Raw genomic sequence first — 20,547 nt, 5'->3', positions numbered from 1 at the left:
CCTTAGGCCCCCCCTTTGTCGAGACGGATTCGTACTGCATTGGCGTGGGCCTGTAACCCTTCTACATCGGCTAGTTTCGCTGCCTTGGGTCCGTGGGCACCCAATGCTTCTTCGGTATAATAAATAATGCTGGAGCGTTTGACAAAGGCGAAAACATCAAGGCATGAACTAAACCTCGCCGACCCGTTGGTGGGTAGGATATGGTTCGGTCCCGCAACGTAATCGCCCAAAGATTCCGAAGTATGGTTACCTAGGAAAATGGCCCCTGCGTTATGAATGTGCTCTAAATAGCCAAAGGGATCAGCCACGCAAAGCTCCAAATGCTCTGGTGCAAACAGGTTGGCTACCTCTGCAGCCTCTATGAGATCCTTAGTATAAACGATCAAGCCCCAACGTTTCAAAGCTTCCAAGGCCCACTCTTTTCTACCAAGCAGATCTACCTGCTTGGCCAGTTCCCTTTGTACCTGCTCGCCTAGGCTCCGCACAGGGGTCACCAAGACCGCTGCGGCATCCGTATCATGTTCTGCCTGGGACAGTAGATCCGCGGCTACCCACACGGGATTGGCACCCTCATCAGCAATAATCATGATCTCACTAGGGCCTGCGAGCATATCGATCCCCACATGGCCGAAAACCTGTTTTTTCGCGAGGGTAACAAAGATGTTTCCCGGTCCTACGATCTTATCCACTTGAGGAACCGTCTCCGTCCCAAAGGCTAGGGCCGCAATAGCTTGGGCTCCCCCTATTTTCAGTACTCGCTCGATGCCCAAATACTCAGCAGCGGTAAGGATATGAGGATCAATACCTCCCTGGGCATGGGCAGGTGTAGCTACAACGATCTCCTTTACACCGGCTACTTGGGCTGGAATACAGCTCATCAAAAGACTGGAAACCAAGGGCGCAGTACCCCCTGGCACGTAAGCCCCAATCACCCGCAAAGGAGTGTATTTCTGACCCAGAATGACGCCTTTGGCATCAGTGTTCCACCAGGAATTGGGAAGCTGCTGGCGATGATAGCTGCGGATTCGCTCAACAGCCAGTGTTAAGGCATCTAAGAACTCATCCGATACCTCTTCTTTGGCTTGGGCCAGTTCATCTTGGGTAACCCACATGCTACTTGCGGTAAGCTCTACGCCATCAATCCGCCGGGCATAGTCCAAAAGGGCCTCATCGCCCTTGGTCCGTATATCGGAGACAATCTGGGTTACTGCTTCCTTGGGGGTTAGGGCCCTTTGGAAAATCTGCTGGGTCTTGGCCATCACCCGAGGGGATACCTCCATCTCATCGGGCGCCGGCCTTCTGACCGTCTTTAGTATCTCAGCAGGCGAGCTTATCGTTGTATCCACCACTCTAATCATCTTTAGGTCCACTCCATTCTAACAAAGGAGCCTAGTATCTACTCCCATTCAATAGTTGCCGGTGGTTTCGGACTGATATCATAGCACACCCGGTTAATCTGGGGTACTTCCCTTAGAATTCGCTCACTAACCCGGGCTAGCACCTCCAAATCAATCCGAGACCAATCGGCCTCCATGGCATCCTCGCTGTTAACTGCGCGAAGGATCACCGTCCTGCCATAGGTTCTTCTTCCCGCATGCACCCCCACAGTCCTGGTATCTGTAAGGACAGCAAAAGCCTGCCAGATCTCATCATAAAGCTCTGCTTTATGTAGTTCGTCAATGAAGACTGCATCGGCTTCCTTAAGCACCTCAAGTTTCTCCTCGGTAATCTCACCGATGATGCGCACCGCCAGGCCGGGACCAGGAAAGGGATGTCGAAAGACCATCTCTCTTGGTAATCCCAATGCAAGGCCAACCTCCCGTACCTCATCCTTGAACAGATCCTTCAAGGGCTCAACCAGTTCAAATCCCATTCGCTCCGGTAGGCCACCCACATTATGGTGGGATTTCACTGCGAGCTTTCCATCGGTACTACTTTCTAGCACATCCGGATAGATTGTTCCTTGGGCCAAATAGCTCACGTTCCCTAATCTTCTGGCCTCTTCTTCAAAGACGCGAATGAACTCTTCACCGATAATCTTTCTCTTCTGCTCGGGATCAGTCACTCCGACCAAGCGACTTAAGAACCGCTCTTTGGCATCCACATGAATCAGTTTAACCGCAAACTCATCCCGCAAGGCCTTAATCACTTCCTCGGGTTCGTTCTTGCGCATCAGACCGTGATCCACAAAAATGCAAACCAGTTGGTCCCCTAAGGCCCGATGGACTAAGGCTGCAGTGACCGACGAATCTACACCACCGCTTAATCCACACACGACCCGTCCTTGACCTACTTGCTCCCGAATCTGGGCCACCTGCCAATCAATGAAAGCCGCAACCGTCCAGTCATCCCGGCATCCACAGATCTGCTTGGCGAAGCTACCCACGAGCGACTCCTCGGTGGCTTGGTCAAATCCTGGTAATACAATAAAAAGCTCTGATGCGGTGTCAGCAAATGCCACCGGCCGTTTTTGCTCATCCCAGCCAATGGCAACAAGACGCGATTTGGTAGGTGGCACAGTAAAGGGCAACTTGGCCACATATTTGCCCTTGGCTAACCCCGCAAAAAGGGGCACCCCTGCATCTAGAGTAATCAGCGCATCGGTCTTCCCAAAAGGATTGGGCACACACCCAACTCCATCATCAGCAAGAAGAGCATACCCCGCGGCTCCCACAGCAAGAATTGGTTTTTCCACCCTGCTTATCTCAGAGTATACGTCCTTTACGATCTTGCCTTGTGCCCTGGGATCTTCAAATTCCCCACAAAAAACGGCCCCTTTCACACTCGGGTCAGCCAAAGAGGCAAAGGCTTTGGTATGCCAAACAATCCGGCAATATACATCCTGTTCTCGAAGTTTACGCGCCACCAGCCGGCTTTGCCGCCCGCCAAAATCGATGACATCTATGATTTGTTGTCCTGCGCTCACGAACATCCCCCTTTCTTATACGATGCCAACATAAGGAAGATTCCGATAGATTTGATCGTGGTCCAATCCATATCCAACAACAAACAGGTTTGGAATCACAAACCCTGTGTAGTCTGTGGAAATATCCACTTCACGCCGCTCGGGCTTGTCCAGCAGAGTGCAGATGCGAAGGCTTCTAGGCTTCCTGGAGCTAAGGTTTTCCACCAGATATTTTAAGGTAAGTCCTGAATCGATAATATCCTCCACGATGAGAACGTCCTTGCCTTCGATCGTACTATCTAGATCTTTTAGGATCCGCACAACACCGGTCTGTTTTGTGCCTGAGCCATAGCTTGAGATAGCCACAAAGTCCACTTCTAAAGGCAGATCAATACTCCGGATCAAATCCGCCATGAACACAAAGGCCCCTTTCAGAATCCCAACGACAAACAGATTCCCATCCCGGTAATCCTCGGTTAGCTGTGCTCCCATTTCCTTGATTCGCTCGTGCAAATCTTCTTGTGAAATCAATACCTTAATGCTTTGATCATCGACCATTCTGCCACCTGCTCCTTAAAGTCTACTCTCCGTATTCTACCATAAAACACCCATCGACACCAACACTTAGTTGTGCCAGGGACTTAGCACCATCACCGATGGCCCGCTGCGCGATGTACAACAACTGGGCAATTGGTGTTCTATGACTGGGAGGCTATCCTCTTTGACCGGTCTGTACCTTTCTGGATGGGTACCAACACTCTTTTGAAATAAAATAAGACCCTGCGATAAACCTCGCAGGGCCCTTTGCCGCATGGCTAATTAATACATCATATCAGGGGACATGCCACCACCCGGAGGCATCGGTGGTAGATCCTCTTCCTCTTCGGCAATCAATACTTCAGTAGTCAGGAACATGCCGGAAATACTGGTGGCGTTCTCCAATGCGCTACGGGTGACCTTAGCAGGGTCAATAATCCCGGCCTTCACCATGTCAACATACTCACCGGTTGCCGCATTATAGCCTGTACCCTTAGCAGCCTTCCGCACTTCCTCAACAACAATGGCGCCCTCAACACCGGCATTGTTGGCAATCATCCGGGTTGGTTCCTCAAGGGCCTTGGCAATAATGTTCGCGCCTGTGGCTTCATCACCGGTAAGCTCTACGTTCTGAAGCACTCCCGCCGCCTGAAGCAATGCAACACCGCCACCGGGAACAATTCCTTCCTCAACGGCAGCCCGGGTCGCGGACAAGGCATCCTCAACCTGGTGCTTCTTCGCTTTCAGCTCAGTCTCTGTTGCCGCGCCTACGCCAATTACTGCGACACCACCGGCTAGTTTGGCCAAACGCTCTTGGAGTTTCTCTTGATCATAATCGGAATCGGTGTTATCGATCTCCCGACGGATTTGGGCGATTCTGCCCTTGATGTCATCGGCAGAACCAGCACCATCAACAATAATGGTATCATCCTTGTCCACACGGATCTGACGAGCTTTGCCGAGCATATCCAAACTGGTGTTCTCCAGCTTCAGACCCATATCCTCGGAAATCACTTGACCACCGGTAACTACAGCAATATCCTCAAGCATCGCCTTCCGTCGATCGCCAAAACCAGGAGCCTTGACTGCTACTACATTCAATGTACCCCGAATCTTGTTCACCACTAGAGTGGCTAAGGCTTCGGCCTCTACATCCTCAGCAATAATCAACAGTGGACGACCAGCTGAGACGATTTTCTCCAGCACAGGTAGTAAGTCAGCAGCGGCACTGATCTTCTTATCTGTAATGAGTACGTAAGCATCATCAAGGATCGCTTCCATACTATCCTTATTGGTTACCATATACGGAGAAATGTATCCCCGATCAAACTGCATTCCTTCCACCACATCCAAGGTCATGCCAATTCCCTGGGATTCCTCAACGGTAATCACACCATCACGGCCGACCTTCTCCATGGCCTCGGCTACTAGGTTTCCAATCTCCTCATCACCTGCGGAAATGCTAGCCACCTGGGCAATGGCTTCCTTGGTTTCTACCGACTGTGCTAGTTTCTTCACTTCGTCTACAACCAGACTAGCTGCCTTATCCATACCTCTTTTAAGAAGCATGGGATTAGCTCCTGCAGCAACGTTCTTAAGACCTTCCTTGATCATCGCCTGGGCAAGAACCGTTGCGGTGGTGGTACCATCTCCCGCTACATCATTGGTCTTTGTCGCTACTTCCTTAACCAATTGGGCACCCATATTCTCAAACTTATCCTCAAGTTCAATATCCCGTGCGATGGTGACACCATCGTTAGTAATCGTTGGTGAACCATATTTTCGCTCTAAAATGACATATCGGCCCTTGGGTCCTAAGGTGACCTTAACTGCGTCTGCAAGCTGATTGACGCCGCGCTCCATGGCCCGTCGTGCCTCTTCATGAAAAAGAACCTCTTTACCTGCCAATGTTCTGACCCCTTTCTTTATGGATTTACGAGATTACCGCCAACAGGTCGGACTCCCGCAGGATTAAGTATTTCTCTCCATCAACCTTTACTTCTGTGCCAGCATACTTACCGAAAATAACTACATCACCCACGTTAACACTCATGGGCTTGCGGTTACCTTCTTCATCGTAGGCACCAGGTCCAACTGCTACAACCTTGGCCTCCTGGGGTTTCTCCTTAGCTGTATCGGGAATAACAATACCGCTTTTAGTCTTCTCCTCCGCCTCTAGGGGTTGAACGACGACGCGGTCAGCAAGGGGTTTAAGGTTAAAGCTCATTTGCACGAACCTCCTTATGCACATTTTCGTCAGTCTAGTTATTAGCACTCATCTTAGGCGAGTGCTAACATCAATTAATAATATATAAGACTATCCAAGCCTTGGCAAATAAGCATTAGGAACGAAATCATGATTGTGGGGGAATCTAGCCACAAAATCGCTCCATTTCTTCTTCATTCTTCCTTTATCTTGCTATCTTACCTATTGGATACTACAAAGGCCCGGTGGACCTTATTCCATCGAGGAATCACCGGAAAACTATCTACTTTAGCACAGTGTTCGATATCCCGGCTAAAACCGAGTTTCTCCAGTCGTGCCCCGTGGGTAGTATTACGTAGAAACTCCACCGGATCAGTAAATTTATATTGCCCATAAATTCCTTGGGCTACCCGGGCACTATCGGTAGGATTCACCATCCCCAATCGGGCCATGATCACCCCGGCACAAAAGGCATCTTCTAATGAGAACCTTCCCTGGGTACCTGCACAGACGAACAGAAGATCATCCCCACCCCTGCAATACTCCACAATCGCCTCCACATTTAGCAAACTACCAATTAATACAGTATCTGCCCGTTCCAAAGCCCTTTCCACGGCGAAGGTACCATTGGTGGTCGTCAACCCGATCTGCTGCTGTCTGACAACATCCGGGGTATACTCCAAGGGTGAATTACCCAATTCAAAACCATCAATGGGTAGCGCCTTCCGCTCCCCGCCTAGCAGGCGTCCATCACCCATGTTGCGCCAGCACCTAGCCTGCTCCACCGTGGCAAAAGTAGCCACAAGAGCAGCACCATTGTAAAGGGCAGTATTGATCGTGGTGCTAGCCCGCAAAACATCAATCACCACCGCCGTGGATACCTGGGAACAGTACTCCACTTCACTGGGTATCAGTGTCACATCCACCCGCATCATAATCCCTCCAAAGCAAACCATATAATGGTTGCATCTGTATTATACCTAGAACCCAATTAACCAATGCCACATCAACGCTTAGAATCATGGCTTCATTATTTAGAAGCCATGATTGTAAATCATAGTATACTTGTGTATACTGTGTAAAGGATGATAAAGCCTAATCTGACCGATGGAGGTGTTTTGCGTTGAAAGAAAAGGTTAAGGAGCTTCTTGATCAGATCCGTCCTTCGCTGCAAGCCGATGGCGGCGATGTCGAATTAGTTGAGGTTGAAGATGATGGAACAGTAAAGGTGCGACTAAAAGGCGCCTGTGCTGGTTGTCCAATGTCCCAAATGACTCTGCAGCACGGAATAGAGCGTGTACTTAAAGAGCAAATCCCTGAGGTGAAGAAGGTCATTGGTGTTTGAGGCCCTATCCATGTTAAGGAAGCCGAGCTTCCTTAACATTCCCCTTTTTTGATCCTTAGGCAATGCTCCACCATCCGGTCAAAACGTTCAAACTCCCTGAGAAAGTCTTTCTTTTCTCTGCGATCTAATAGCCGATCCAATTGGTATTCGAGTAATCCAATAGGTCTTGGCACATGCTTGCCTACCATAACTAAAGACTCCATAGCGAATAGGACACCTCCAAATCACAGGGGAACTTCCGCACCCGCCAGTGGCAGTAGTGCAAGAGAAATATGAACCTTTCTGGAGGAGTTCCCCGGAATGCAAAGAAAAAACACGCTTTTAACCCATGTATACGACATTGTTCGCGGATTTCCTGCAATTGCCAGCAGAATTTTACGAAGGTGGAGGAGGGACACCACACCGTCAAGCAAGGCCAGCCAGAGGTCCCGATCAGATTGCACCACCTGAGTCTGGCGAACCCTCACAAACATACATCAAATCCAAGTCATGAGGTCGTGACCCTTTGCTGATTCCCATGAAAGGTAATTCCAGGTATCATTTGTAGTATTTCTACGACATGGTATAGTAGTCTAGAGGTAGCGGAATATCACCACTACACTTTTCAATGAAATCGATAAGCAGACCTCTGGTGGGCTGTTACACCAACAAAGGTCTTGTGGATCGAGTATCCGGATATCTGAATATCTTAGCCGTCACCAAGACAATTTGATCAGGATATATTGGCCCTCTAATCAACTGCAATGTACAGGGTCGATATAAACTTGAGATATACACGGAGGAAATCGCCTTGGCAAATGATCGTGACAAGTTGAACAGACCTTTCCAGGAAAATGTTTCACTGAATCTGAGTTCATCGGAAGAGGAGATCCGGCACAATCTCGAAATAGCAGCCTCTGTGCCGGGGTTCTTCAAGTTAGTTATGATACAGGCCACGGAAGATGAAACTAAGGAGATTGTGGTGCTGCAGGAAATGCTCTATGAACCGTACCATCCTGAGGAACCATGTCCTTGTGGGAGTGAATCCCCCTTTGGAACGTGCTGTAAGACATACGGGCACAGAAGGCCTTTTGTTGCTAACCCGGATGGATCCCTCAGTCTAGCATGTGCATATAAAGAAAGCTGGGTGTGGGACAGCTTCGAGGAAACCCGCAGGGTCTTAAAGAGTCTACCTAACTTCCTTACCGTAGAGGATTCGGATGAGTGCTGTTTTTTCAGGTATTGTCCGCATGGTAGCGGTATCGGGAAGGAATTGTTTGGTACAGTTGAACTGAGAGCCACCAGCCTCACCATCGAAACCCTAAGTGAGAACCGATACCATTCACTACGTGAGGCTATCGAAAAGGCCCAATCTTCTCCACTTCCGAAAGGTGAACGGAGCGTAAAGATACTGTCACCCGAGATGGAGGACGAGGGACTCGGCGGTGGAGGAGTTCCAGAAGAGACACCACTTCTGGAAAAGTACCAGGTATACCGCAAACGCACCATGAAGATCCACTCAGAAGCAGTGCATGAGATCCTGAGTTCAGAACTCTTCCAGGCAGCAAAAATGTTGAAGATGACTGCAGGTCAGATTATTACCATGGACGAAGAGGAAACACCTGTGTTGATGGACTTCGCATTGCATGAAGTACAACGCCATGGAAAACCGATCATTGATTACTATCTTAAAGATACTGTGGCGGAAGATGCCATCGACCAAGCCCTTCACGAAGCCCTGGCAAATACATGGGTGTCCTTTTTCCGAATTGAGCAGGTTACTAGCGAAGGTCTAATCCTGCGTGATTTGATGGATGACAGTAGACCACAATTGCAATTGATTGATATCGGGTTGAGCTCCACAGCAAAGAAGGAATACGGTATCATGGTGCGCATTGTCCCGTTACCCGATTTCGCAATAACCTCTGGCTGGATGTTTGGGGTAACACCGGATCGAGTGGCCGCTGAGCAAAAAAGGTATGAAAAAATCCTGAGGTCAACTGCAAGACGACGAAGAACTGCCGCGGGAATCATCCACTTTCGCAAGATTAGTGCCCCGTCGCACATTTCCTATCGGTCTTAAGTAATCGACAATGGATCTTGCCATCCTTGAAGCTCCCCCCAAAAATGATGACAAACAAGGGTTCCGACCTTGCTGCATCGGTCCAAACGCTGTAACAACGTATCCAAGTGGATGATAGCGGATGATCCCGCTGCCATCCACTTGGACAAACACCCTAATCCGGAACACCCTTCTTTTCCCATGCTAATCCCGCATATAATCGCAGATTTGTTACAACTGGATACTAACCCAACGTTCATTACGGAAGCGCAAGGTAAATGCCACCCCAAGGGTCACTAGGTACATGATAGCTCCAGCCCAAGCACCCAAAAGGCCAAAGCCTAGGGTAAAGGCACCGATATAGGCACCAGGGATAAACAATATGGAAGAAGCTAGAACGATTGAAACACCGGTGAATACGCTATCACCTGCACTGTTTAAAGCAGATCTAAACACGATATTCAAGGCATCAAAGATCTGATATAGAGCCATTAGTCTTAGCAACTGCTCCCCAACCCGGATAACGCCGACATCAGGCGTAAAAATTGATACAAGTTGCCTTGGGAATACCAAGAAGACAATTGCAGAAATACCCATGGTAGCCATAGCCAAGGCTGCACCAATATAGCCACTTCGTTTGGCAGCATCAAGATCCCCTGCCCCCATCCAACGTCCAACCATTGAACCGGTAGCTGCCCCAAAGGCAAATCCGGGCATGAATGATAGCCCGGCCAACTGATTGGCGATCTGACTACCCGCCAGCTCATTGGTACCGAGTCTGGCGATCAGGGCAAAAAATACGCCGAAAGCCATCACCTCAATGGAATCAGCAAGACCAATCGGCAGACCCACCTTGATCATATCCCCAAGACTTTTCACAGATGGGAAGGAACGCTTACCCACGTGACATTTTCGCCTGTATTTCACTAGCACCACCGCAATGAACAGGCAAAACCCAATCGTCTGGGCAATTACGGTGCCCCAAGCAGCCCCGGCAATTCCCATAGGCCGCAAGCCCGCCTTGCCAAACACCAGGATGTAATTGGCAAAAACATTGACCAATACCACAGACCACGAGATGAACATAGGGGTTTTGGAGTCCCCAAGCCCCATCATAAAACTCATAATTGCGGTGGTCAGCAAGGCGGCGGGGAACTCGATTAAACGGATATTACAGTACGTTAGCGACAGTTGCACAAGTTCGGCACCCGGCTCCATTATGCGGAAGAATAAGCGAAACACCGATGGCAATAAAAGCCCTATGGGTAACAGTAATGCCACCAAGAACAACGAATTCCACAGAACGCACCCGGCGCCCCTAAGATCTCCCTCGCCAAACCGTCGGGCGGTAAAGGGCATGACCGCAGACACAATACCCCGGGGAATGAGGAAAAGAGCGAAGTACACCGTACTTGCCAAACCTACAGCTCCTAGGGCTGAGGTACTTACCCGACCCATGAAAAACGTGTCGGTAAAACCAAGCAAGACTCCCGCCAGATTAGATAAGACAACTGGTCCTGCAAGCCTAATAATGTCTTTGGCCAATACCCGATCCTCATGGTTTAGCCTAGCTTGCAGGACGCCCAGACTATCCTTAAACATAATCCACCCCTATAGTTTTAGGCAGTGCCCTGGCACTGCCATCTTGCACCCTAATAGGTCCCCCTAAGCTCATAGAGCGTCAGGGCCCTTTCGAAATCCGGAAGACTAGTCTTCTGCTTCGGTGTAAAAACTAATCTTCGGTCACAGCCAGGTAGCAAAGTGAAGCAATTATCGTCAAACTCGCCGGGTATATTCCCTGGATCTAAGCTTACATAGAAAGCTGGTCGATCCGTGGACAGCCGGACTTCAAACCTACCTGCGATCTCCTTAACCCGCATATCGATCTTGGGCTGGGCCAGACTACAGCGTTTATACTCGGTAAAGAAGTGTTCATTGTAGAAAACCTCTCCGTTGGCATGCATCGTTAGTACGGCGAACACCTCATGACGTTTTGGTGCAATCTCAGCAATACTGTAGGTACGTACCCGTTTAGCACTACCCGCCGCGATCTCAAAGGAAACAGCCTCTTCCTGCTTGACGTTTCCCTCAAAATCCATGATTTGCACCACTAGCTCCGCCTGCTGAGAAGTAGTCCGATCATTCACCGCCCAGATCTCAAGCTGCCCCTCTTCCTTTTCAAAGGAAGAGATCATCAGGGGGGCATAGAACCGTCTAGCCATATAATGTAGGAGCTTCCATTTACCGGAATACTCCAGAGAGGACCATGAGCACACCGGCCAGTTGTCATTTAGCTGCCAATAGATGGTACCCATGCAGGTTGGCCGCAAATGTCTCCAGTATTCAACGGCGGTCTTAATTGCCAAGGCCTGCTGTACTTGACTAAGGTATACAAACCCGGCGAACCCTTCGGGCATGCGGAAATAACGGGTCTGCATTTCAATGATCCGGGAGTTGCCCCCTCGGTTCCGCTGATGATGCTCCAGAACTGGTGAGGTGGCATTCAGTTGATCCTCGGAGGCATAGGAACGGATCGTCGAAAGGGACGGAAAGGACTGGTAACCAAATTCCGAGCAGAAACGCGGGACCACCTGGTAATATGCATCGAAGGATGCACTCTCATGCCATACCCGCCAATAGTGCATGTCTCCTCTGGAATCATCGTGCCAGCAGTCGGAATAATCCCCAGGTCCACCGCAGGGAGAACTTGGCCAATACAGCCGAGTGGGATCCGCCTCTTGGACCGCTTTGCCAATGGTGCCCTCATACAGTCGATCGTAATCAACTAGATAGCGATCCCTGTTTTTCCGGGAAGGCTCAAACCAGTTTAGTCCTCCGAGGCATTCATTGTTACCACACCACAGGGCAATGCAGGCATAATCCCGCAGCCGCTTTACTTGATGAAGAACCTCTTGGCGAACATTATCCAGAAAGTCCGGCGTTGCCGGATACAGGGCACAAGCGAACATGAAATCCTGCCATACCAACAAGCCCTTCTCATCACATAGCTGATAGAACACATCTTTTTCGTACTGGCCGCCACCCCAAACCCGGATGATGTTCATGTTGGCCTTAACCGCACTGGTTAACAGATCGTCCAATCGTTCTTCCGTCTGCCGGGCCGGAAGTGCATCGGCAGGGATCCAATTGGCCCCCTTGGCAAAAATATCTACGTCGTTCACCCGTATTTTAAAAGAAAGGCCGATGTCATCCTCTTCGTTGATAATCTCTAGTTTACGCAAGCCTAGACGTTTTTGCACCACTTCATCAAAGACACAAACAGTCAAATCATAAAGGTGTTGCTCCCCATATCCCCTGGGCCACCATAGCTGTGGTTGATCCACCCTAAGCTGAACTCTAAGCCGGTTAAAACCGGGCTCCAGGCTAACCTGTTGGGTAATTTGCTGGCCAGCCAATTTCACTACGAAACTAGTGGCATGGGCTTCTAGCGAGTCAACTTCTACATATACATCAACCAAGCAGTAATCATCAAAGTGGGTCTGCTCTGTGTACACATAGTTGATCCGGCCGCTGGATGTACCATGTAGGTAAATATCGTCATATATTCCGGCGACCATAAGGCAACAGCCCCAGTCCCACCCACCATGACATGCCACCTTACGTACTAAGTTAATGTGCGGGGACTGAACGGGATTTTGGTTCATTGGAATGGGATAGGGCATCTCCTTACTTCTAGCAATCGCGCTAAGCTCCGCGGACCGGAAGATGATTTTGATGGTATTTCTACCTTTAAATAAGTAGTCGCGCACCTCAAAACGATAGCGACGGAACATGTTATCTGTCTCGCCCACCAATTGATCATTAATATAGATCTCCGTAAGCGTATCCAGCCGTTCACAATTAAGTACAACGGATTCGCACTCCAAAAGCCCCTGTTCCACTTCAAATTCCCGGGTAAAGACACAATCATGTCGACCGATCCACTGCAGATCCAATTCGTTAGTACCATAGTAGGGATCCGGGATCCGGCCAGCGGCGAGCAGTGCACTGTGAGTATCTCCCGGTACTTCCACATCAATCTGATCCTTATTCCTTTCTTGATACATCTGCCATTTCCCTGATAAATCAACTCTCATTAGTACCAATCCTTCCTCGGTAATCGCAGTCCTTGCCCTTAGCGATTGAGCACTACTTCTGTATGAATTATAGATTAGTGGGAGGACTTGTCAAGGTCCCGTCCTCAAGCAAGATCCCCAGGAAGGAGCTTATCTGTTGTAATAATGCCAATACCCTTCATTAGCATCTGAGCGAGCACATCCTTCCCGTTTACAGTCCACACAACAATAGGAACACTAGTCCTTTGGGCCAGTTCTATCGGTTCCCCATTAGGGAAGCGATGCACATCAATAAAAAATCGATTTGTCGCCTTGATGCTTTGAAATCTTTCATTGGACATCTCTGTTGCTAGATATCCGAGCCAGAACTTCTCATCGAGACAATGGATTCGATCCAAGTGCTGCCAATGAAATGAAATGAACGCGATCTGCTCTTCCATGTGGTGTTCATGGATCTTGTCTACTAAACCCTGTAGTTCTTGTTCGGAAAGGACCCGATCTTTAATCTCGACCAAGAGTCTCATCTTACTCTCTTCGCACAACTGTAGAAGCTCATCTAGTAACGGAACCCGTTCTCCGGCGAAGGACTGAGCAAACCAGCCTCCAAAATCTAGTTTCCTCAACTCCCTAAGGGTCATGTCCCTGGCTAATCCTTGTCCGTTGCTTGTACGATCAACCCGATCGTCATGTAAACAGATCCAATATCCATCTTTGGTCAATCCGACATCGGTCTCGGCATATCGATAGCCAAGTCTCACTGCATTGCGATATGCGGCAAGGGTGTTTTCGGGAGCATAGTGCGCTGCACCCCGATGGGCAACAACTATTGGTTCCGTTGAGAAAAAGCTACACACTCTCTTTCACCTCACAGATTCCTCATAGAAACTGTAGTAAACATGTTGTTGTTCGACATGGTCTTGTATTATCCCTGTCAAACTCCGCACCTGCACTGGGGTTTTGACATAGGCCCGGCGAAAAAAAGAGAAACCATGTGCTAGTTTGGTGAATCAAGTCCATAGCGAGCGAATATTTGTTCCGGTGTACCAAGTTCTTCAGGTAAAAGTCTTAACGTATAGCCGGCTAAGACAGAGAACTCCATTACATGGAAAATCCCATAGTATGCCCCTTGAAATACAATAACGTAATCTGCTACGGCCTTTTTTAATTCGCGCCGCCATCGTCTTACACCAAGGGGTTCATCTGAGCTGTCTGCACGACTCATTCGGGTGGAAACGTCGTAGAGTGATTCTTCATCCTCTTCTTCCTTCATCCATGTGCGGTATGCCATAGTAAGTGCAACCATGGCAAAGGTGATAAAAATGTGAGCCACCGCTGCCCGTTGGTTTTTCTGGGGTATGTTTTCCAAAGCCCAGGCTTGTTTACCTTCTCGAAATAGAGTGTTTTCAATGAGTGAGCGGCCATCGTAGTTATCAAAGGTTTCGAGCGGCTTTTCCACAGGTTGATTAGTAAGGTAAACCACCTTGCCACCGGGGCCGTATTCCTTGTTATCCCAGATGCGCACTACCACGGCATTAATTGGCTTGGGACGATATCCGCGACGGCGCATTCGCTTAAGGTCTTCGGGATCGTTATAGGAATCCCAGAAATGAAGGTCCTTAATCCCAATCACTTCGGTTTTAAGGACTTCCTTCGTACGATTCTTACCATGTCCTTGTGTAACGGTCCGGGTACGTGTTTGGACGTAACCTCTATTCTGTTCGGCATAAACGCGAGCTGCTTTGTAGACCTGCATATCATGCCTAGCCGGTACCACAAAGAAGATATCCCGCTGATCGAGCCAAGCCATAGTTGAACCGTCCAGAAATCCTCTGTCAACGAGCACCTTGGCAATACGGACACCACCTGGAGCAAGATTCTCCTCTGCTTGTCGAATCAACCGTTTGGTGCAACAGGTATCATGGCGCTGAATTTTCGTGACGATCACCGCAACGGGAATCTCTGTAATTAGATCGTAGGCAACGACAGCTTTAAATCCAAATACCTCGACCTCGACAGACTTAGTTCGTCCGGAAGCGGTGGTCATGGTCTTTGTTCTCGTAACTTTGCCTGCCCCCTTGCACTTTGCTGTTGTCTCTACGTCGGTACCGTCAATGATTAACGTAACTTCAGATGGAAAAGCCCCAAACTTGGCCAAACAGCGTATTGCCATGTTGAAGAACCTCGCTGACTCACGAACTAACAAATCAGCTATGAAGTTAGCCACCATTTGAGCACTAAAAGGTTTGGGAGGTTCCTTGTCCTCTCCTCTTTTCTCATGGGAACGACGACATAAACCCTCATCTATCCAGCGAGCATTAAACCCCATTACTCTCATCATTGCCGGATCAGTGAACAGCAAGGTTGGCATAGCATACATATGTTCGATCCCCAACAATGTCTTAACCATATACGTAAGTATTATCAAGGCTGATGGCACTATGAATCGTTGTCTGCGACTCGGTGCTATCTTATCCAGAAAGTCCATAAATCCAATCTCTCGCAAGAAGGCTAGAAAAGCATCCAGAAGCCCTGCTTGATCCAGGTTGTGTACAGAGTCAATCGGCTCCCGATTTGCCACCGTCTTAGCAACAGCCTCGTCGTTACGTTCGGCGACCTCCCATCCGATTCTTTCAAACATGGCCTTACGTGCTTCCAACTTCTTTTGTCCTAGCTTAGAATCAGGTCCCGTAGATCGAGCCATACCAACACTACCCTTCGCGAAGGAATGTAATTACCTGGTAACTTCGCGAAGTATTTCCATTCTCCTGCTTACTGACGAAAAAAGTTTTCCGGATAATAAAACGGCATCCGAACCGAGAAAGCTTATGTCAAAACCCCAGCGCACCTGCAGAGCTTGCTTGTCTCGCTGATTTCTACTGTGATACTCTCATATTCCTGCACCGATCACCATATGATGTTACTAAAGAACATCGATGTTGGGAGCCTCTTATTTTTTTTCGGAACACCTTGACCTTTTCATCCATCCAGACCCACTCTTCTGTCCGCTATGTCCCTGCAATTGACATTATTGGGATAATTGGCCTGACTATGCGCTTTTGGGTGACTGTAGTAATATTGGTCTACTGTCTGTATTGACATGAGGTTTGTCCACATTATATAATTTATGTGTATGTTAATAATCCCCATTTCTAGAAAGGATTTCAGGAGGGATTTCATTGTTCAAAAGCCGCTGTAAAGTCGTTGTTTGTACATTGGTGGTCATGTTGTTTGTGTCAACGGGAGTCTTCGCCAGCAGAGTTGAACTCGGAGCTAACGTAATGAAAGGCAGTCTGCGTATTTCAGATCATTGGCTGTATGGAAGGATCAATAACGATATGTCCTTCTTATCCTTCGCAGGGAAAGTAGCATTAACTACCAATTTGGAGCTTGAAGTTGAACATATGTTCGGAAAAGCAGAATTGGCAGAACCGGACGACTACGGTATTAACTTTTACGGATACACGAACACCAAATTGGGCGGGAAACTAAAGCTTTCCGACAGCGTAAGTATACTGATAGGTTACTCCCGTTACCTTTCCCAATACGACTCGTACTACTCTTCCGGTTACACACTAGAGAACCAAGGTGGTGGGTTTAAGGTTGGGTTCGAAGCTGTAACACCTGCAACCAAGGGTTTCTCCGCATCGGTCCGATATGCCTTTCTCCCCTTCGTATACACCACCACATTTGAGTTAGAGGAAGACGGGGAAGGCGTAGGAGTCGCAGCAACCGAAGAGGAGTACGAATATGACGACTACGTAGGGACAGGACATGAACTAAAGGCAAGACTCCGCTACGTCTTCAACAGCGGTCTTGGGCTTGAGTTAGGCTATGTAGCCGAGGTGTACAACGGTGTATCTAGTTGCTGTAATGATTACTTTCACGAACCCGCGGGAGTCAGCAGTATTTACGCGGGATTAAACTTCGCATTCTAAGGTTGGATTCTCCAAGGGGTGCCGGTGCTACAATCACGACGCCCCTTGTCCCAATACTCCCCCTATGATGACCTACCTATCAAAAGATATTACTCCAAACCTTCCCGATGACACCACCCTATTTCCCAGGGGATAACATGAGGGCAGCGTGCCAGCTTGCTCCTTCTGGCACGCTGCAACTAGTCCCAAAGCTGTGGACTACTACCGATAATATTCCTAGTTCACCTCAACTGTAACATCAATTGTCCTGATACTATCGGCACTCACCACCACTTCCCGCATCCAATAGTCACAGTATTCCTCATAGAGATAAACCTGAAGATCATAGGTTCCTTCCTTGACCTCTGCCTCAAATAGTCCATTCCTGATCATTTCAGCATCAGTAACATAGTCTTGCTGATGCTTATATAAATCAGGATCATGACGATAGAGCATTAACCGCGCCTGTTCATCGTCACAGGGCATTCCGTTCAAGGACACCCGAAACCGGATCTTGCCTAGGGCTGCTAGCGAAATCATCCTTTGCAGTGTCTGCCCCGCCTCAATAGTCAGTTTCCTAAACCAAGTGCTGTCAAATTCATCGATAATCAGCAAATCATAGGTACCCTCTCTAAGAGTCTGTTCAAAGATACCTGAGGAAAGCATTTCTAATTCACAAATATACTCCTGGTATTCTGGGTCATATTCCTCGGGATCATGTTCATAGAGCATCAGACGACACTCATACTCTTCTATGGGAATTCCACCCTGCGTTACGTTTACGCGAAGCTTACCTTTACCACCAATGTTGACATTTTCTTCAGTCACCTCGCCACTTCTGATAACAATCCGTCGTCTTACAACATCCGAGAAACCCTCGCCGATGGAAAGCATTAGAAGATCGTAGGTCCCTTCCCTAAGCTTCTGCTCATAGATGCCCTTCGATACCTGCTCTGCATCACCTACATACTCCTCATTGTAGTAAAATTGATAGTCTGATACGTCAGGGTCATGCTCATAGAGCATCAATCGCATACCTGGATTCGTGTATGGTTTTCCATCGGACAGTACCTTAAAGCGAAGGGTTCCCCTCCCATCCACATCGACAGTACGTTCTAGGGTCTGACCTGCCGGTAGTACTAGCTTCGTTACGACTATGTCATTAAAGCCTTGACCAAGACCGGTAATCTTAATATCATAGGTACCTTCCTTGAGGTTACCTTCAAATACACCCTTTTCCATTTCTCTCAGGTCATCTATATAATCTACCGGTGTGGTGTGACCACTAACATGTCTGTATACCCCAACCTTGGTCTGCGCCAACGAGTACAACTTACCCTCAGAGATCAACTTGATCCTTAGTTTACCTGAAGCTAGCGGGACACTCTTTTCCAGGGTCTTACTATTCTGGATCTGCAAGTTCCCGATGTGGATTTCACCAAAGCCACCCATGGACGGGGTAACAACTAGATCGTAGTTTCCCTCCCAAAGGTCAACCATAAATACTCCCGGCTGACCCGCCATTTGATCAAGGAACTTGATTAGCTTATTTTCCTGCCACAATTGGACCTTGACGTCACTAATTGGCCGTCCATTGTCTGTCACACTAACCACAAGCCTACCCGGAACCGCAAAGATGAACTCCAGTTCCTGTGTCCTCAGCGCTTGCACCTCGACACCTTCGGCGGTTTTCGTCTGGACCGGTTCCCCAAGGTAAGTACAAAGAACGTTATAGAACCCTGGTTGTACGGAGGCTTCCAAGCCCTGTGGGTGTGCGGTAAACTCCTTTACAATATCCCCACCAGAGTAAAGCTTCGCCGTTAACATCGAAGAAGGGATCGCTTTATCGCCAGCTTTTGCCTTGATGACGATCTTACCCAGTATCTCACCAAAGTCAATTTCAAGGGTGGTCTGCTGGTCTGGGTAGATAAAGGAGCTGACCTTCTTCACTAGTGATGGGTACTCCTTCAGAGTAACCGTAAACTCGTACAGGCCAACGCCTAACACTGCGGTGGGAGGCACTCCCTTCCATACTACACTAGTCGGCAAACTGGCCCGATGAACCTTGATAGTAACACCATCACTCACATCTTGCTTCCCGGCCCTTGCCCTAAGTTGCACATGGCCCTGTAACGCTCCGAAATCCAAGCGGACTTTTGTAGTCTCTCCCTTTTGAAGCCTTACTCCCGGTTGAATAGCAACAAGATCATATCCATCCACCTGGTAGGTAGCCTTGACCCTATAGACCCCTTCATTAAGCGAGAGAATCATTGTCTCCTCGGAGCGCTGTGCCTGATAGGTAACAGCCTTGCCTGCTGCGTCGACAATCTCAAAGACAGTCTTTCCTGTTAGATTGACACTGGCACCCCAGGCTTGCACCTCTAACTGCGGGGGAGATACAACCTCGGCCATAATGGAGTTAAGGGCCTTACTCAAAGTCACCTCATCATTGGCAGAAAAGTACTTTCCTATACATTTCACTTTCTTTTCAGCCGATGGTGTAAGAGCGAATCCCACCACATATGGCTCAACAATGATCCCTTCCGCCTGCAGTTTTCGGGATATAGCACAAGGATCTGCACCACAACTTTCCTCCCCATCGGTAACCAACACGATCACGTTTTGCCCATTTCCCTTGGGAAAATCCAATGCTGCCTGTTCCAATGAATAACCAATGGGGGTCTTCCCCGATGGTTTCACGGCTTCAACGATCGCTAGTATTGATGAGCGTACTTCATCGACCCTTCCAAAGGGCTGCAATAGTGCTGAATCAACGCAGGGGCTCAAACCCCGTATGCTAGAGCCATAGACCCGCAGACCGATTTCCAGATCGGGTCGGTCCACCAAGCCTGTAATCACTTCGCGCAGGACTTCCTTAGCCACGTCCATGCGGGTCCTACCATCGTCTAGAAGTTCATACATACTAAAAGATGCATCCAAGATAAACTCTATGTAGGTTTTTGCCTGTGTCACCTTTGCACGATGGGTGCTCACTGCCACAGGACCGTCCCAAGCGGCCATACCACCGGTGTAGTTGTATACCTTTGGAAATCCCGCCTGCGCAAGTATTTCGGCTCCTTCCCTGCTCCTCACTCCGCTACGGCACACCACTAGTATTTCTTTTTGACGATCCAACTCACCTAATCTATTCTCAAGTTCACCCAGTGGAATCAAGACTGCGCCAGGCATATGCCCGCTCTCATATTCATCAAGTTCCCGTACATCAAGAATGATCATCTGCCCAAAGGACTCCTCAATCAGAGTCTTCGTCGCCTCGGTATTGAGATCGTTTACCTTTGCCTCAGCCCCTGCAAATAGAGCCATAAGCATAACAATGATGAGAAAGGGCGTATTTAGATATTGGGGGGAGTAAATCAGGAATATGTAAATGACGAAAGAGTAACCATTCTTTTCATATAGAGGAAGGAAAAAGAGATGACACCGAGAACCCCGTAGTTATTCAGAGTAACACGGAGGTTACAGCGGTGTCACTAGATGAGATCATACCATATCTGAGTAGTAT

Annotated in this window: 15 protein-coding genes; 3 read left to right on the top strand and 12 right to left on the bottom strand. The window is 48.6% G+C overall.

The window, feature by feature from the left end; all coding sequences use genetic code 11:
- Window positions 1–2 precede the first annotated feature (2 nt).
- The 6 genes from hisD to M0Q40_07390 all read right to left on the bottom strand — a co-directional run bounded on the left by hisD (window position 3) and on the right by M0Q40_07390 (window position 6,580).
- Window positions 3–1,358, bottom strand: a complete 1,356-nt coding sequence (gene hisD, locus M0Q40_07415) for a histidinol dehydrogenase (protein ID MCK9222435.1) — start codon at window positions 1,356–1,358, stop codon at window positions 3–5.
- A 38-nt stretch (window positions 1,359–1,396) separates the two neighbouring features.
- Window positions 1,397–2,932: a glutamine-hydrolyzing GMP synthase gene (gene guaA, locus M0Q40_07410; protein MCK9222434.1), complete on the bottom strand. Its 1,536-nt coding sequence runs from the start codon at window positions 2,930–2,932 to the stop codon at window positions 1,397–1,399.
- 9 nt (window positions 2,933–2,941) lie between these two features.
- The gene (hpt, locus tag M0Q40_07405) at window positions 2,942–3,463 is read right to left on the bottom strand and encodes a hypoxanthine phosphoribosyltransferase (GenBank protein MCK9222433.1); all 522 of its coding nucleotides are present in this window, start codon (window positions 3,461–3,463) and stop codon (window positions 2,942–2,944) included.
- Window positions 3,464–3,724: 261 nt separating this feature from the next.
- The gene (gene groL / locus M0Q40_07400) at window positions 3,725–5,305 is read right to left on the bottom strand and encodes a chaperonin GroEL (protein MCK9222432.1); all 1,581 of its coding nucleotides are present in this window, start codon (window positions 5,303–5,305) and stop codon (window positions 3,725–3,727) included.
- A gap of 70 nt (window positions 5,306–5,375) precedes the next feature.
- Window positions 5,376–5,669, bottom strand: coding sequence for a co-chaperone GroES (gene groES, locus M0Q40_07395; protein MCK9222431.1), 294 nt, complete (start codon window positions 5,667–5,669; stop codon window positions 5,376–5,378).
- Between the two features lie 197 nt (window positions 5,670–5,866).
- Window positions 5,867–6,580: a 2-phosphosulfolactate phosphatase gene (locus M0Q40_07390; protein MCK9222430.1), complete on the bottom strand. Its 714-nt coding sequence runs from the start codon at window positions 6,578–6,580 to the stop codon at window positions 5,867–5,869.
- 191 nt (window positions 6,581–6,771) lie between these two features.
- Between M0Q40_07390 and M0Q40_07385 the strand changes: the two genes are divergently transcribed.
- Entirely contained in the window at window positions 6,772–6,993 is a 222-nt protein-coding gene (locus tag M0Q40_07385) for a NifU family protein (protein ID MCK9222429.1), read from the top strand.
- 32 nt (window positions 6,994–7,025) lie between these two features.
- Here M0Q40_07385 and M0Q40_07380 read toward each other — a convergent pair whose 3' ends face one another.
- Window positions 7,026–7,196: a hypothetical protein gene (locus M0Q40_07380; protein MCK9222428.1), complete on the bottom strand. Its 171-nt coding sequence runs from the start codon at window positions 7,194–7,196 to the stop codon at window positions 7,026–7,028.
- Between the two features lie 587 nt (window positions 7,197–7,783).
- Between M0Q40_07380 and M0Q40_07375 the strand changes: the two genes are divergently transcribed.
- A complete protein-coding gene (locus M0Q40_07375; protein MCK9222427.1) occupies window positions 7,784–9,055 on the top strand; it encodes a hypothetical protein in 1,272 nt (423 codons plus the stop codon).
- Between the two features lie 210 nt (window positions 9,056–9,265).
- Here the strand turns inward: M0Q40_07375 and M0Q40_07370 are convergent, their stop codons facing one another.
- The 4 genes from M0Q40_07370 to M0Q40_07355 all read right to left on the bottom strand — a co-directional run bounded on the left by M0Q40_07370 (window position 9,266) and on the right by M0Q40_07355 (window position 15,766).
- Window positions 9,266–10,636, bottom strand: a complete 1,371-nt coding sequence (locus M0Q40_07370; protein ID MCK9222426.1) for an MATE family efflux transporter — start codon at window positions 10,634–10,636, stop codon at window positions 9,266–9,268.
- A gap of 50 nt (window positions 10,637–10,686) precedes the next feature.
- Complete coding sequence (locus M0Q40_07365) at window positions 10,687–13,131, bottom strand: glycoside hydrolase family 2 protein (GenBank protein MCK9222425.1); 2,445 nt, start codon at window positions 13,129–13,131, stop codon at window positions 10,687–10,689.
- A 104-nt stretch (window positions 13,132–13,235) separates the two neighbouring features.
- On the bottom strand, window positions 13,236–13,964 hold the full coding sequence (locus M0Q40_07360; GenBank protein ID MCK9222424.1) for a hypothetical protein: 729 nt from the start codon (window positions 13,962–13,964) through the stop codon (window positions 13,236–13,238).
- A gap of 140 nt (window positions 13,965–14,104) precedes the next feature.
- Window positions 14,105–15,766 carry a transposase gene (locus M0Q40_07355; protein ID MCK9222423.1) on the bottom strand — a complete coding sequence of 554 codons (1,662 nt, stop codon included), beginning with the start codon at window positions 15,764–15,766 and terminating at the stop codon, window positions 14,105–14,107.
- A gap of 520 nt (window positions 15,767–16,286) precedes the next feature.
- Between M0Q40_07355 and M0Q40_07350 the strand changes: the two genes are divergently transcribed.
- The gene (locus M0Q40_07350) at window positions 16,287–17,045 is read left to right on the top strand and encodes a hypothetical protein (GenBank protein ID MCK9222422.1); all 759 of its coding nucleotides are present in this window, start codon (window positions 16,287–16,289) and stop codon (window positions 17,043–17,045) included.
- Window positions 17,046–17,261: 216 nt separating this feature from the next.
- On the opposite strand, the gene M0Q40_07345 is transcribed toward M0Q40_07350, so the two are convergent.
- Window positions 17,262–20,348, bottom strand: coding sequence for a rhodanese-like domain-containing protein (locus M0Q40_07345; protein ID MCK9222421.1), 3,087 nt, complete (start codon window positions 20,346–20,348; stop codon window positions 17,262–17,264).
- Window positions 20,349–20,547: the final 199 nt, after the last annotated feature.

It is taken from the genome of Limnochordia bacterium (assembly GCA_023230925.1).
In the GTDB taxonomy this organism is placed as follows: Bacteria; Bacillota; Limnochordia; order DUMW01; family DUMW01; genus JALNWK01.
Note: the sequence above shows the minus strand (reverse complement) of the source record. Positions and strands in the feature narration are given on the sequence as shown.

Excerpts from the sequence above, each read along its gene's own strand:
- hisD (MCK9222435.1), bottom strand. The coding sequence starts at position 1,358 with ATGATTAGAGTGGTGGATACAACGATAAGCTCGCCTGCTGAGATACTA.
- guaA (MCK9222434.1), bottom strand. The coding sequence starts at position 2,932 with ATGTTCGTGAGCGCAGGACAACAAATCATAGATGTCATCGATTTTGGC.
- hpt (MCK9222433.1), bottom strand. The coding sequence starts at position 3,463 with ATGGTCGATGATCAAAGCATTAAGGTATTGATTTCACAAGAAGATTTG.
- groL (MCK9222432.1), bottom strand. The coding sequence starts at position 5,305 with ATGGAGCGCGGCGTCAATCAGCTTGCAGACGCAGTTAAGGTCACCTTA.
- groES (MCK9222431.1), bottom strand. The coding sequence starts at position 5,669 with ATGAGCTTTAACCTTAAACCCCTTGCTGACCGCGTCGTCGTTCAACCC.
- M0Q40_07390 (MCK9222430.1), bottom strand. The coding sequence starts at position 6,580 with ATGCGGGTGGATGTGACACTGATACCCAGTGAAGTGGAGTACTGTTCC.
- M0Q40_07380 (MCK9222428.1), bottom strand. The coding sequence starts at position 7,196 with ATGGAGTCTTTAGTTATGGTAGGCAAGCATGTGCCAAGACCTATTGGA.
- M0Q40_07370 (MCK9222426.1), bottom strand. The coding sequence starts at position 10,636 with ATGTTTAAGGATAGTCTGGGCGTCCTGCAAGCTAGGCTAAACCATGAG.
- M0Q40_07365 (MCK9222425.1), bottom strand. The coding sequence starts at position 13,131 with ATGAGAGTTGATTTATCAGGGAAATGGCAGATGTATCAAGAAAGGAAT.
- M0Q40_07345 (MCK9222421.1), bottom strand. The coding sequence starts at position 20,348 with ATGGCTCTATTTGCAGGGGCTGAGGCAAAGGTAAACGATCTCAATACC.